The sequence below is a fragment of the Paenibacillus taichungensis genome, from assembly GCF_013359905.1.
In the GTDB taxonomy this organism is placed as follows: Bacteria; Bacillota; Bacilli; order Paenibacillales; family Paenibacillaceae; genus Paenibacillus; species Paenibacillus taichungensis.
The window spans coordinates 95,042-110,045 of record NZ_JABMCC010000100.1; the positions used below are offsets into that span (position 1 = coordinate 95,042).

Here is a 15,004-nt window from a genome sequence, read left to right on the forward strand (position 1 = left end):
ACCCTATCCTTAATGGAGGTGTCGCGGTGCTTTTTTTTGTAATTTATCCGATTTACAGCTTGAGCATCTCTTCCAATGTTGCTTCGTTCAGCAGGCTTCCCACATAGAAAGAGCCAAATTCGCCATAACGGGCACTGACTTCGTCAAAGCGCATCTCGTAAACGAGCTTCTTGAACTGAAGTGCATCATCCGCAAACAACGTAACGCCCCATTCCCAGTCGTCGAAACCAACGGAACCGGTAATGATTTGTTTCACTTTGCCAGCGTAACTGCGACCAATCATGCCGTGGCTGCGCATCATCGTACGACGCTCGTCCATCGACAGCATGTACCAGTTGTCGTTCAGCTCGCGTTTTTTGTTCATTGGGTAGAAGCAGATGTATTGCCGCTGTGGCAATACCGGTTTGAGACGAGCGATAATTTCCGGGTTCTGCATAGGGTCTTCGCCCTCTTTGCCAAGATAATTGCTCAGTTCCACTACACTGACATAAGAATATGATTTGGTGGTGTATTGGGCAAACATCGTTTTGTTGAACGCGTTCTCAACGGCTTTCAGATCTTCCAGCGTTTCACGCAAGTGCATCATGACAAGGTCAGCCTTCTGTCCCACAACGGTATATACGACAGTGCTTCCTTTGGATGAATCCTCTACAGCTTTCCATTCCTTCCAGAATGCCTGAAGCTCGTCCAGTGCTACGGCGCGTTCCTCATCATCGGCTGCTTTCCAGGCGGCCCAGTTAATCGAGCGGAAGTCATGCAGGGCGTACCAGCCCTCCAGTGTTGATGCGGCTTCGTTCATTGAATTGATTCCTCCTGCAGGTTATATTTCCAAATCCCGGTAAGGGACGGTTGAGTACTTTATCGTCTTCATTGTATCCCAACAGGAAGCAGAAGGGCAAATGAAGAGAAGGTGAATATAGGGAAACTTGTCCAGAAAGTTCGTTGCTTCGCCACATTTTTTGCGGTACACTATCTACTATCCGCAGTAAGAGAAACCGAGTCAGTGAAAGAAGAGGTGAACGTCACCCGATGCAGTTTATACCTGTGCTGGTATTGATGGTGTTATTTTTCGTTATGATGTTTGGTATCGGTTTCATTCTGAATATGCTGATGAAGACAACCTGGTTTCCTTCCTATCTGTTCATTATTGTCATTCTGCCTGTCGTCGTGTATTCCTTATGGGATCATACGGCATCGTTGATGTCGCATTTGGGTTCTTTCCATATTGTAGACTATATGACGGGTGTAGCTGGACTTGCTGGAGCAGTCATCAGTGGCTGGGCCATTCGCAAACTTCGTCTGGGTGGGTACAAAATGTTTTGATAGGCTAGCCAAATGGCAGCAAACGCTGGACTGCATTTTCCGTAAAGGTCTTGCCTTTGTCGTAAACGCTTACGAGTGCAAAGGGAAGGCTTTTTGGCATGCAGTTCAAAAAATGTGCATGATTGTTTGGACATGTCTCATATATATATGAATAACATTTCTCCATATGTTCACTTGTGTTCTAAGGCTGTAGCTTTTATAGTAATCTAGCAACTCTGCGAAAACGTGAATGCTGTCGACCTAGGACGAAACGGAGCGAGAACAGGTCCGTTTTTTACCTGTTTTTGAGCATTTGAGGATCGGACATTTATGATAGAATAGATAAACATACTTTTGGGGAGAAGGAGATCAAGCTATGCGCATGAAGAATTTGCACCATTATACTGAACATCATCGCTACTGCGTATACAGGGAGTTTGGACTTAGTGCCCTGGATGACCGCATGCTCACCGGAGCGTATCAGCCAATGGTAGGTGCCTTTGCGATAGGTTTGTATCGACTGCTGTTTCAGCATCTTCCCGGTGAACAGGTCGGTTACTCGCCGCTTGAACAGCAACGGAGGCTGTTTATGACGTTGGGACTCGAGCCCAGCGAGAAAGGGCGCAAATATTTGGTGGAGCAGGCATCCAAGCTTGAAGCCGTTGGTTTGCTTCAGACTTCACGGCTGTATATTCCGGAAAATGACGACTACATTTATGAATATGAGCTGCAACCTCCGCTCTCTCCGGCAGAATTTTTCCGTACACAGCATTTGACACTGCTGCTTCGTGACAAAATCGGCAAGTTCGCCGTACTCTCACTACGTTCCGGTTTTTCGGCGATAGAGAGCGGTGACGCGCCTTACCCGGCAGCAAATAAAGAGAATATTTCCGTTCCTTTTTACGATATATTTGAATTGAATACGCATGTCATTGATTATGAGCTGGAGCAGGCGTTGTCGGAAGTGTCAACTTCGGCTCAGCGCAGCGGAATAAGTGGTGCAGCCGAAGAGAATAGCCTGAATTATGCCGACATTATATTGCGTTTTCCGCGTGAGTCGGTCAATCGCCGTCATGTGGAGCAATTGCGGTTCGATCACGAACAGCTCGGCATTGTGAATTATGTGGTGAACAAGTTCAATCTCAGCGTACAGGATGTATGTCGATTGTTGGATGAAGATGATATCTTTAACCCTCAGGGGCAGCTCGTGCTGGATGACCTTCAACACAAGGCGAGCCTGCAGTTCAGACAGACCAAGAAGCGACATGAGCAGCAGACGGTGCAGGCAGCGAAGGTTGTTGCCCTCAGACAGCATATGGAGGAGCCTGAGCGGAAAGAGGATTCCGGTGAACCGCCTGTCGAACATGTGGTACAGATGGAATACTACGTCGAAGTGCCACCACAATTTTCGACCAAGTGTGATATTCATCAATACAATATGATGCTGCGTAATGAGCCCTACACACGATTGCTTCAGACGTTCTTCCCTGGGGCCGTACCGGACAACCTGGTGGACATTTTTGAGAAGATCGACCTCAGCTACAAGTTGCCGGGTGAAGTGATCAATGTGCTTATTCATTATTTGATGGCATTGCTTGTATCCGGTGGTGAGCAAAGAATTAACCGTAACTTTGTTGAGGCCATTGCCTCCAACATGCTGCTCAAACAGGTAAATTCCTATGAGAAGGCGGTACAATACATTCGTGACCAAGCCAAGGTCAAAGGCAAACAGGCTGCTGGTGCAGCTGGAACCCGTTCCCGTACATACGGCAAAGGAACCAAAGCCAAACCCGAAATTCCGATTGTACAAGACATAGGCGCCGACGGCGATGCTGTATCCGAAGAAGAGTTTGAAGAGATGATGAGGTTTGCTCAGCAGATGCAGGCAAGCAAACAAAAGGGAACCTCATAATTTTTATAATAATGACCCAAAAGGCGAGTCACCTAAATCAAAGGAGACTCGCCTTTTATTCTTTCGAGGAAAAGAGGAGGGCTCCCGATGGCAAAATGGGATAACATGCTGTCCATGCTTTGGATGCTGCGATCCGGAAGAAAACTCACCGCCGCTCAGATCGCGGACAGTTTGGAGATTAGCGTCCGCACCGTGTATCGATATATCGATGCATTATGCGCGAGTGGCGTGCCGGTCGTTGCGGAATCGGGCCATGATGGCGGTATTCGTATTCTGGAAAATTTCAAGGAAACACCATTGTTCTTCAACTCTGTAGAGTTGAAGGCACTTGTGGATGCGTTTAAATTTGCCCAAGGTGCTGGCTATCCGTATGTGCAGGAGCTGGAGTATGCGTTGAAGAAGGTGGAGAACGGACTGCATGAGGAGCAGCGCCACGATCTGTCTCGCCAGCAGAGCAGCTTGGACGTCGTTTCTTCAGCGCGCGCCCCTTCTATTGTTCCGTTGTTGCGGGAATTGGAACAAGCGACAAAAGACGGGCGAACGGTCCGTATGGTCTATCGCAAAGCGAATGCGGAGCAGGCGGACGAACGTGAAGTCGATCCATATGGGCTTGCTTACGTCCGAAACGAATGGTACGCTGTCGCGTTCTGCCATCGGTCGCAGGCGATGCGGACGTTTCGCGTCGAACGAATCGAACAGCTGGAGTCAACCGAAGCGAGGTTTGATAAGCCGGAGTCTTTCTCTGCGTCCGCGTTTTTCTGTGAGCAGTCCAACCAGAGACGGGAGGCAGATGGACCGCTGACGGTTATCCGTATCGAGGGAGAGCCTGACACGCTTAATGTAGTTTGCGGCCACTGGCATCTGCGCCACTATTTGACGGAACGAACCGATCGGGAGGCACGGTTTCTAATCGATGCTCCGACGATGTACAAATACCTACCGACATATCTCCTGACGTTCGGCACGACCATTCGCATCCGCGAACCACTGGAGTTGAAGCGGCGAATTCAGGAAAAGGCATACGGTATCGCCAAACATTATGAAGACGATCCGAATTGAAGTTTGCTGACAACATTTGTCAGCGAACTTGATATATGATAAAGACACCGCTGCGGTAGCCAAACCATGCGAAGAAGGGAAAGGTGAATTTATCGATGCTTCAACAACCATACCGACTGTATGATTATCATGTTTGGGCAAACAATCGATTGTTTTCACATCTGGAGCAACTCCCGAAGGAAGTATTCCATGCGGAAGTGACGAGCGTGTTCCCATCCGTATCACAAACATGTGCACACATGTACTTGTTTGAACAGCTCTATATGCTCGTGCTCGCGGAAGTTCCGAACGAGGAGATTTTCTCGAAAATCTCGGGCTGGACAGAGGAAGCACAGGGCAAAACCGTGAATGAGATACGTGAGCTGTTTGGCAGCGTTGCCGAACGTTTCCGCGATTTACTGCGGCATACGCCTGACCCGGACAAAAAAATGACAATCGAGCATCCGAAATACGGTAAAATGGAAACACATTTTTCGGACATCCTACAGCATGTTGTTAACCACGGGACTTATCACCGGGGCAATGTGACTGCGATGTTGAGACAGCAAGGTTATACCGGTGTGCCAACCGATTATATATTTTATTTGTTAGAACAGCAGAAAGTTCAAGGGTAGTGCCAAACATCAATTCAGCCCTTCCGACTTCCTGTAGGGAAGCGAAAGGGCTGAATTGATTTCTTGTGAATCTTTTATCGCAGAATCGTCGTTGCTTTATTGCCAGCATAATCTTCGATAACGAGCTTCAGGGAGCTGGTGCTGGATGCAGGCGTGAATGTCATTTCGCTCAGCTTCGTTCTACCCCGAATGATATAAGGGAATTTCTGTGAAACGTAAGTTACTCCGAATTCGCGTGCTACCTCATTTTCATAGACATAGATTTTGTACCAATCCTCCAAATCAGGCAATGCGAGGGTATACTTTCCATCCTTTACCGTAACCTTTTCCTTGGCATATGGTGTAATCTGAGTATCTGCCAGTTGTCCGGTAGTAGTGACTGGATTCTGTTTGCCAATGGCAATATCCAGGACGTAATGTTCACCATTGGTCGGAAGGCCTGTGAGAATGGCAGACTGTTTTCCTTTTTTGAGCTGAAGTGTCTTGGTGAAAGGTTCCTTCGTGTACTCCGTTTGGAGTGTAAGCTGGATCGTCTCTTTACTTGGGTTCTTCTTCGGGTTTTTCCAACTGACAATAGCATCGCCATTGTTCTTGAATTTCACATCAATGTCCTGAACAGCTGCATTCAGATCATAGGACAGGACGGTTGCTTCACTTTCGGTACCATCTGCGCCTACAGCACGAATGGACAGTTCGCCAGCGGGATGTTTGAGCGATTTAATATAAAATGTGGAGTCATACACGCCGCCGACATATGCGCCGTTCTCATACAGATTATATTGCTTAACCTTCGAATAGTCCTCGATATCCCATTCGACAACCAACTCATCGGTGTTGGTCAGTGCTTTGGCAATATGGAATCCGGTTGGAGCATTCGGTTTGGCGGCAGAACCGTCGGATATACGAATCTCACCAATGTTCATCTGATATTTTTCAATCGTAGTACCGTTAGGATTGAAGGATAGACCAAAAGCTGCAACGGTCTTCCCTTGGTATGCACTCAGATCGAGTGAAGTAGTCTTCCAGCCTGCCGTGTGCTGACCTGAATCCGGCACTTTGACTTTGACCACTTTGGTTGGTTCATCCTCAAATATCAGTCCGACATACATGGAGGAAGCGTCGTTGACAGACGGTTTATTATAGGTGAGTTCCAATTTGGATTGGGCGTTGATCGACAGATCCGTCTTGTACAGACGTAGGAAATTGTCCGTATTCAGACTTCCATTTACGACAAGAGAACTGCCGCCAGTGAACGCACCAACGGAATCATAAGTATAACGAGCACCTTTTTCATAGGTTGGACCATAGTCAAAATCAACAGTGAGTTTGTCACCTTGACTATCCATCCACCACTGCCAGGTGACCGGGATATCCTGAATATTAATATTGGACCATTCGGTTGCATTGGAGACGATTCCGCCCTCATAATATTTCAGACCGTGGCCTGTATTGAAGTTGGTCACAAAATTGGAGCCATGAATAACGGAGCGTTCGGTGAGGTAAGCGGCGATGCCGTCCCACTTTGCACCAGAAGCATACACGTCGGATAGATCAACGGATGTCGTACGGCGTGCATTGGTTGGGTCCTGATTCGGACCTGACCACCAAGCGCGGTCACGCACAAAGGTCATCCATTGGTACTTATCTTCGGCTCTATGATTCGTGCTGCCATCGCCCATTTCTTCATCCAGGGCATTATGGGTAAAGTCGGCACCAAGCGTTGCAATACTGTTCATCGGTTGACCGTTCTCATCCAGATTGTTACGCAGATCGTAGAGTTGCTTCCAACGGCCAAACTGGTCATTCCCACCTTCGATACCGGCAAATACCGTTTCCAGTGGGTCAAGACCTAAACCTAGGGCATGATCGCGCGAATCACGCAGCATGTCATGGTTCCACACATAATTCAGGAAGATCGAATCCGAGACTCTGCCTAATGCAGAATCTTGCACAAAAGGGCTGTTAAGTCCATTAAACTGGTTCTGGTATTGAATTTTGCCTGTTGTATTGATGGTGGAGTCATACCACTGAACATATAGTCCTTCGTCTCTTAAATACTTCATGAATTTCTTGTAGGAAGCGATGTCTTCAGGCGCAACGCCTTTGGCAACCTCTTCCTGATTGAAGAAGTATCCGTCGTAATTATAATACTTTGCCATCTCGACCAGCTTTGCAGCGACAGGGAAATTCCCTTGTTCATCTTGCACAAGCATCTGCTTGTAGGTTTGTGGTCCACGATCGTTGTCTGAGAAGAAGATGTTAGCGATGGAACGGACACCGTTTTTGTGTGCAGCATTGGTGTAGGCCGGATTCGGAATGTTCAAAATGCCAAACTCAAAGTACTTTTCCGTCCATTCCTTATTGGGGTCATACAATTCCTCAGGCACGCCAGCAGAAGCCATACCATGCCAATAGCTATAATAATCTGTGTACTGCCAATAATTAAAGAGGTATTCGCTGAATTCATTGGTGTACGGGGTGCTGTCAAAGAATGAATTGCCATAATCGCCACTCATCGTAAACAGCTGGGTGTCCGGGCTGAGTTCGGGGTAAGCCTGCGTGGCCGCAAAGGCATCGTTACGTGGCTGCAAAGGTACATGAGCACGAAGCAGATCACCATGGATATCACTTTCGGGTGTCCAATTCAGAATCTGGGCAGCGGTGTAGCCATGCTGATAAGGCTGATTTACTCCCTTGGCGCTGTCACCTGTGTAAGGAAGCGTGTCTCCGGCAGAAACGGATGAGGCAATGACTTGTCCAAGCAGAGCCGAAGTGAGAACCATTGCGGTTACTTTGGGGATAAGGCCTTTGGGTTTGTGTTTGCGTGTCATGTTGTTCCTCCTTCAAGTCGAATGAATGTAAGGTATTCTTTTACACAAAAATAAACTTATGGTTAACGATAGGGCATGAAAGCATTTTCAAATAGGGCGAAATTAAAGAAACACAGGTATAAACTAAAGAAAAGTTCGAGGTGACAAGTTAATGTTAGAAGGCAAATGATATAATTTAGACAGGAAAACAGCATCGGGGGGAACATGTGACTTGAAAATTGTTAGCGTTTACAAAAATTTCTTTAAAAATAATATGTTTATGAAGATGCTGTTCATCTTCTCCATGATTTCGATTGTAACGATTATTACCTTGTCCTATATCATTTTCCTGTCAGTGTCCGATGCCACGATTCGCCGAGAGCTGGCGATCCAGAAAGCGGCCATGGAGAGCGTTGACCGATATATTCATCAGCAGTATGAATCGGTGCAAAACATGGTGAGGGATATGCATCAGAATGAGGCCTTATCAGCCAATATCACTTATTTGATGAACCACACGTACGCCGAGTATGTACAGCATCTGACGAATGGCTATTATGCGAATCAGGATGATTATTCAGCTGATGTACTGAAACATTTTCAAAATATCATGGATCGCAATTCGGATATCAATCAAGTGATGTTATATAGTGCCGAGCGACAGGATCTGTCCAGCTTCAATCAACATAAGCAGTTCAGAAAGCTAAACACCAATGTGGCTCATTCCTATATTCCTGACGTGATGGCGATGGAGACACCGAATATCAGCGCACCAAACTATTGGATTCGTAAAGAAATTGATCAATGGGACCCGGCACTGTATGCGATTCGTGTGCCTATCAACGATACACAGACCCTTCGAAATTTGGGCCAGTTCCTTGTGTTCTTTGACTCAGCAGGTATTGGCAACGCTTTGGATAGTTATGAAAGTAATCTCAAGGGAGAAATTGTGGTGCTGTCAGCCAAGGGCACAGTATTGTTCGATTCCAACAGTAACTATTACGGCAAGAAGTACCCGTATATCAATGTGGCCGATTCCCTGTTTGATCAGACGGATATGGATTCGATGAAAAAGGAGCGAAATATGTATGTGAACAAGTTTGTCTCGGCGGATCAGGGATATGTGGTCGTTGGCACGGTCCCTGTGGATGAGATGGCAGAGGCCTATGCGGGTACACGCAATACAATCGTTTCGATTAGTATCATATGTATCCTGTTTGCAGTGCTGGTTCCGGCGTTCTTCATTATTAATTTTGCCAAACGCACTCGCAGAATCATTCGTTTCACCCAAAGGGTGAAATACGGCAACCTGACAGCACGCATTGATGATGCCCGTGATGATGAGCTTGGACAGATCTCGCACAGTTTCAACGATATGCTGGATGAACTTAATCAATATATTGAACGCGTCTACAAAGCCGAGATCAAACAAAAGGAGACAGAACTGGTCGCTCTCCAGGCACGGATTAATCCTCACTTTCTCTATAACACGCTGGAGGTCATCCGAATGAGGGCGATCTCGCAGGGGGCGAAGGATGTCGGCGAGATGATTTACAGTTTATCCGTGTTATTCAAGAGCCTTGTTCAACAGAAGAAAAATTATACGCTCAAGGATGAGATGGAAGCTTGCCGTTTGTATCTGGAATTGTTCCGGATCAGATATAAGGACATTTTCATGTATACAATTCAGTTGGACCCCGTTCATAACCAGCATCCGGTGGTCAAGCTGTCCCTGCAGCCCATTATTGAGAACTATGTGGTGCACGGCATTCAGACAGAACGTTCGGATAATCAATTAACGATCGTTGTTGAAGAACTGGGCGATGCTTTGCAGGTAGAAGTCAGAGATAACGGCAAAGGCATTGAGCCTGAGCGCCTGACTGAAATTTTAGAAGAACTGGAACGTCCGGAAGAGTCGGGTAAAATGTTCGGACTGCGCAGCGTTCACACCCGTTTGCGTTTCCTGTATGGACCGGAATTCGGCATCACGATAGAGAGTACACTCGGAGAAGGAACCCTGATCAGGGTTCGTTATCCTCATACAGAAGGGACAGGTATTTAATATGTACAAGGTATTTATTGTGGATGATGAACCATTCATCATTGAAGGATTGTACGATATTTTGGATTGGTCGTCATTTGATATGGAAATTGTAAGCCATGCCGGCAATGGACAGGCCGCATTAAATGCCTTGTCTGCGCAGCCTGTGGACATACTGATCACGGATATATCCATGCCATTCATGAATGGTCTGGACCTGATTCGGGAAGCAAGGCAATTGCAGCCTGACATCAAGGTGATTATTCTAAGTGGTTTTAATGAGTTTGAATATTTGAAAGAGGGCATGCAGCTGGGCATCGAAAATTACCTGCTCAAACCGATCAATGTGGAAGAACTGGAATCGACGCTTCGCAATACGGCGTCCAAGTTGGACCATACGTTGTCTCCTCAAACAGATGATGCTTATGGTGTTCAGATTCTGAAAGACAACATCCTTCATCGATGGTTGACGGGACAGATTGCCGCCACGGAATTCGAGGAACGGGCACAGTTCTTGAACCTTTCGCTGGATGCACCTGATGTTGCAGTAGCTATCTTGCGGACAAAAGGGGAAGTATCCGGCATGTTCGAGCGAGTGGAAGACATGTTGAAGGATAAGTCCTATGTGAATATATTTCATGACATCGATGGAGACATCGTCATCGTTGCCAATGTGCATGCAGGCGAGGATGAGAAAAAGAGGTTTATGGAGTGCCTTCAGGCATTATCCGCTGCGCTATGTGAGACACATCCTACTGTTTTGATTGGAGCAGGAAGTCTGATGCGTGGACTTCACCATGCTCCTGCAAGCTATCAGGAGGCGAAAAAGGCGCTCCAGTATGTGATGATCTATCCCGATCTCAAAGTGATTGATCATGCCATATTGGAGAAAGGTGGAAGCTCTGCTTCTTCCTTCTCGATCGATTGGAAGGAGTACGCGAAGCTCATTCTATCCCGCAATGCAGAGCTGCTTGCAGAGCGAATTAGGTTCGATTTTGAACAGCACCGCGATGGAGTTACTCCGGCTGAGTTGCAGAACATCGCACTGGAAGTGGTCATTCGTTTCAAGATGGAATTGGAGGGCATCAAACATTCGGATGAATCGGCTATTTACCAACGTGGGCTTCGCCTCGTATTGGACAGCGGAACCTTTGATGAGCTCGTGCAGGCGTTGCAGCAGGTTGGTACGGAGACGATTCAGTCTCTGCTTCAGGATTTAAAGAATCCAATCGTCAACCAGGTACTTCAACATATTGACAAACATTACGCAGAAGAACTTTCCCTGAAGCTTCTGGGTGCTCACTACCATCTTCATCCGGTATATTTGGGACAACTGTTCCATAAGGAGACGGGGGAGACTTTTGCCGAATATATCAATAAATACCGGATTGAACGTGCCAAGGAACAGCTGCGCAATTCGAATCTGAAAGTGCATGAGATTGCAAGGAATGTTGGCTACTGGGAGACCGGATATTTCTATAAACAGTTCCGCAAATATGTGGGGATTTCACCAACCGATTTTAAGGTTTTTGGATAATTTTCAGTGGATCACCGATTGGACCAGTGGACTGAACTAAATGAGACATTCTGGGGACAGGAGGGCATGCAGTGGGGTTGGTGCCAAATGTTACTCAGCATGTCTTTTTTATGTAAGCGATTTATTCAAATAGGTACAAATTAATGAATAGGTACTGATTTCTCTTTAATTTGTACCTCGAAATATTAAGTTTATCTTCTTTTTGAAAATGCTTTCATTCGATAAGGTTAAAGCAGTTAGTTTGTAGAGCTAAAGGGAACACGAAAAGGGAGGATCAAGGAAATGAGTAAACAAAGAAAAAGTTTTTCTCTCGTACTTGCATTGTTGATGGCGGTTACACTCGTTCTTAGCGCCTGTGGAGGAAGCAAAGATGCTTCAGAATCAGGAGAAGCAGGAGAGGCACCTGTCGAGCTGATCTGGTACACCATCGGTACCCCTCAGAAAGATGTTAATAAAGTGATGGAAGAAGTCAGCAAGTACACCAAAGAAAAAATTAATGCCACAGTAACGATGAAAATGGTTGACTGGGGTGACTATCCGCAAAAGATGCAAGTTAACGTAGCATCCGGTGAGCCAATGGACATCCTGTTCACCTCTTCAGGCGGATTCGATTATGTTCAAAATGCCAGAAAGGGCGCATTCCTAGAGCTTGATGATTTGCTCCCGAAATACGGTCAGGATCTTATTAAAACCATTGATCCTGCATTCCTGAGCGGTTCGAAAGTAGACGGACACAATTACGGAATTCCGGCCAATAAGGAGCTGCCTCAACAAGAGGTATGGCGTTTCAACAAAACGCTGCTTGATAAATACAAAATGGACATCTCCAATATTCGTACGTTGGACAGTCTGGAGCCTTTGCTCAAAACGATCAAGGAAAATGAGCCAAGCGTGACTCCATTTGGAATGGATAAAAACTTTGTTCCTTATGTTCCTTACGACTACGTCATTCAGAACTTGCCAATGGCAATCAAACTGGATACGACGGATTACAAGATTGTGAACATTCTGGATACTCCGGAAATGAAAGCAGCTCTCAAAACGATGAGCAAATACTACAAAGCTGGTTATGTATCGCCAGAGGCAGCAACAACAGGCTCCACCAATGACCTGACCACATCAGGTAACTGGTTCCTGGATCGTGCACAGACACAACCGCTCGCGGACAACCAGTGGTCAGCAAGCTACGGATACCCGGTAGTTTCCACACCAGCAAGTGACGCGATCATCACCAACACGTCTGTACAAGGTTCGATCATGGCTATCTCAGCCAACTCCGAATATCCGGAGAAAGCAATGGAGTTCCTGAACCTGTTGAATACAGATCCAGTGTTGCGCAATATGGTTGATTCCGGTATTGAGGGCGTTCACTACAAAAAAGTGGATGACACGCACATGGAAAATCTGGCTGAATCCAAGAACTATGATATGCCTTCTTACTCCCTCGGTAACAACATGTTGTTGTATCTGAACAACAATGACCCGGATAACAAATGGGATGAGTTCAAGAAGTTTAATGCAGAGGGTGTAAATTCCCCTATTCTGAGCTTTAACTTTGACTCAAGCAAGGTGTCGTCGGAACTGACAGCAGTGCAGAATGTCAAAGAGCAATACTGGGCCGCATTGATGACAGGTACGCTGGACCCAGAGAACAATTTGGAGCAAGTGATTGAGAAGTTCAATCAAGCCGGACTTGAAAAAGTGATGGCTGAAGCCCAAACCCAGCTTGATGCCTGGAGAGCGGCAAATAAGTAAGGGTAAATTCAGGGATCGGGCCGCTGCTTGTTGCGCCCGATCCTTTTTCATTCAAGCCTGAAGGAGGATCTCCATATGACCGCATTTTTGAAAAATCTGATTAGAAACCGAGTCATGCTGTTCATGGTGCTACCAGGCGCCATCTGGTTCTTCTTCTTTTCCTACTTGCCATTGGTTGGTACAGTAGCAGCATTCAAACAATATCGTTTCAGCCGCGAAGGCTTCTGGGCCAGTCTGATGAAGAGCGAATGGGTGGGTTGGGATAACTTCAAATTCCTGTTCAGCACCAACGATGCTTGGCTCATTACTCGAAACACGCTTTTTTATAACCTTGCAATTATATTTCTGGGGCTGGTATTCGCTGTAGGTTTGGCAATTCTGCTCTCGGAGCTGGTCAATAAACGATTGGCCAAATTGTATCAAACAGGTATGTTCCTGCCGTATTTCCTATCCTGGGTTATTGTCGGTTATTTCGCGTTCAGCTTCCTGAGCATGGACCGGGGGATGTTGAACCAGATTATTGGGTGGTTCGGTGTGGAACCGATTCAGTGGTATTCGGAAGCGAAGTATTGGCCGTATATCCTGGTGTTCGTAGCTTTGTGGAAAACGATCGGGTACAACAGCATTGTCTATCTTGCTTCCATTCTGGGGATTGATCGGTCGCTGTATGAGGCAGCGATGATCGATGGTGCTAATAAATGGCAGCAGATCCGCAACATTACGATTCCTTTGCTCTCACCTATCATTATTATTATGACGTTGCTGGCTGTGGGTCGCATCTTCTATGCCGACTTTGGTCTCTTCTATCAGGTTCCAAGGGATTCGGGTACGTTGTATGCCGTTACCAATGTTATTGATACGTATGTGTATCGTGGCTTGAAAACAAGTGGTGAGATTGGCATGAGTACCGCTGCCGGATTGTATCAATCCGTTGTAGGCTTCGTGCTTGTTATCATTTCCAACTATGTTGTACGCAAAATCGATAAAGATAGCAGCTTATTCTAGGACAAGGGAAAGGAGTGAACCACTGTGGCTCAAATCGTAAAAAAACGCGACTTCCATCATGTATCCAATGGCTGGAACGTCATTATGAATATTTTGGCCGGACTATTCGCTTTAATCTGTGTATTTCCTTTCGTGTTTGTAGTGATCATCTCGTTCACGGACGAGAAAGCACTGGCCCGTGACGGGTATCGACTGATTCCGAAGGAATGGAGTCTCGCAGCCTATCAGTTTGTGTGGCAGAGTGGAGACACGCTGCTGCGTGCTTATGGGGTAACCATTTTGGTGACGGTGCTGGGTACCATCATCAGTCTGATTCTAATGTCGCTGTATGCTTATGCAATTTCCCGCAAGAGTTTCCGTTATCGGAGATTTTTCTCCATATTTGCCATTCTGACCATGTTGTTCAACGGCGGGATGATTCCGACCTATATGGTCGTATCCCAACTTCTTCATTTAAAAGATAGCATATGGGCACTGGTTCTGCCGCTTGCAATGAATGCCTTCTATATCATGATCCTGCGTACGTTCTATTCAACCAGTGTGCCGGATGCAGTCATTGAATCCGCGAAAATTGATGGAGCCGGAGAATTCTATACGTTTATGAAAATTGTCATTCCATTATCACTGCCAGGGCTGGCGACAATCGGATTGTTCAGTACGCTCGGTTACTGGAACGATTGGTTCAATGCACTGTTATATATCGATAATCCCAACCTCGTACCGCTGCAATCAATGCTGATGCGGATCGAGTCCAGCATCCAGTTTATCCAGCAGAACTCGGCGAACAGCTCGATGAGTCTGGCGGCGATGCAATCCATCCCGCAGGATACTTCACGGATGGCCATGGTGGTTCTCGCCACGTTGCCGATTATTTTCGCATATCCGTTCTTCCAGCGTTACTTTGTACAAGGTCTGACGGTCGGAGCTGTCAAAGAGTAACCGAATCACTTCTATAGGGTGGAGGCGTCG

11 protein-coding genes are annotated in these 15,004 nt (G+C 46.5%); 9 read left to right on the forward strand and 2 right to left on the reverse strand.

All coding sequences use genetic code 11. From position 1 onward, the window contains the following. Positions 1–52: 52 nt before the first annotated feature. Positions 53–799, reverse strand: coding sequence for a hydrogen peroxide-dependent heme synthase (hemQ, locus tag HP548_RS05625; RefSeq protein WP_076290903.1), 747 nt, complete (start codon positions 797–799; stop codon positions 53–55). A gap of 230 nt (positions 800–1,029) precedes the next feature. On the opposite strand from hemQ, the gene HP548_RS05630 reads away from it, so the two are divergent. The 4 genes from HP548_RS05630 (at position 1,030) to HP548_RS05645 (ending at position 4,887) form a co-directional block, all read left to right on the forward strand. Beyond that, positions 1,030–1,323, forward strand: coding sequence for a YuiB family protein (locus HP548_RS05630; RefSeq protein WP_053783239.1), 294 nt, complete (start codon positions 1,030–1,032; stop codon positions 1,321–1,323). Positions 1,324–1,678: 355 nt separating this feature from the next. Next, a complete protein-coding gene (locus HP548_RS05635) occupies positions 1,679–3,214 on the forward strand; it encodes a replication initiation and membrane attachment family protein (protein ID WP_163761056.1) in 1,536 nt (511 codons plus the stop codon). Positions 3,215–3,301: 87 nt separating this feature from the next. Then, entirely contained in the window at positions 3,302–4,273 is a 972-nt protein-coding gene (locus HP548_RS05640) for a helix-turn-helix transcriptional regulator (RefSeq protein WP_175381130.1), read from the forward strand. Between the two features lie 95 nt (positions 4,274–4,368). Further along, positions 4,369–4,887: a DinB family protein gene (locus HP548_RS05645; protein WP_175381131.1), complete on the forward strand. Its 519-nt coding sequence runs from the start codon at positions 4,369–4,371 to the stop codon at positions 4,885–4,887. A 74-nt stretch (positions 4,888–4,961) separates the two neighbouring features. Here the strand turns inward: HP548_RS05645 and HP548_RS05650 are convergent, their stop codons facing one another. Further along, the gene (locus tag HP548_RS05650) at positions 4,962–7,718 is read right to left on the reverse strand and encodes an endo-beta-N-acetylglucosaminidase (RefSeq protein ID WP_175381132.1); all 2,757 of its coding nucleotides are present in this window, start codon (positions 7,716–7,718) and stop codon (positions 4,962–4,964) included. A gap of 211 nt (positions 7,719–7,929) precedes the next feature. Between HP548_RS05650 and HP548_RS05655 the strand changes: the two genes are divergently transcribed. From HP548_RS05655 to HP548_RS05675, 5 genes are all read left to right on the forward strand, one after another. Beyond that, entirely contained in the window at positions 7,930–9,759 is a 1,830-nt protein-coding gene (locus HP548_RS05655) for a sensor histidine kinase (RefSeq protein ID WP_076290898.1), read from the forward strand. Position 9,760: 1 nt separating this feature from the next. After that, positions 9,761–11,275 carry a response regulator transcription factor gene (locus HP548_RS05660; RefSeq protein ID WP_175381134.1) on the forward strand — a complete coding sequence of 505 codons (1,515 nt, stop codon included), beginning with the start codon at positions 9,761–9,763 and terminating at the stop codon, positions 11,273–11,275. A gap of 282 nt (positions 11,276–11,557) precedes the next feature. Then, complete coding sequence (locus HP548_RS05665; protein WP_076290896.1) at positions 11,558–13,030, forward strand: ABC transporter substrate-binding protein; 1,473 nt, start codon at positions 11,558–11,560, stop codon at positions 13,028–13,030. A gap of 75 nt (positions 13,031–13,105) precedes the next feature. Then, on the forward strand, positions 13,106–14,035 hold the full coding sequence (locus HP548_RS05670; protein WP_076290895.1) for an ABC transporter permease: 930 nt from the start codon (positions 13,106–13,108) through the stop codon (positions 14,033–14,035). Positions 14,036–14,119: 84 nt separating this feature from the next. Continuing rightward, on the forward strand, positions 14,120–14,974 hold the full coding sequence (locus HP548_RS05675) for a carbohydrate ABC transporter permease (RefSeq protein ID WP_205525065.1): 855 nt from the start codon (positions 14,120–14,122) through the stop codon (positions 14,972–14,974). Positions 14,975–15,004: the final 30 nt, after the last annotated feature.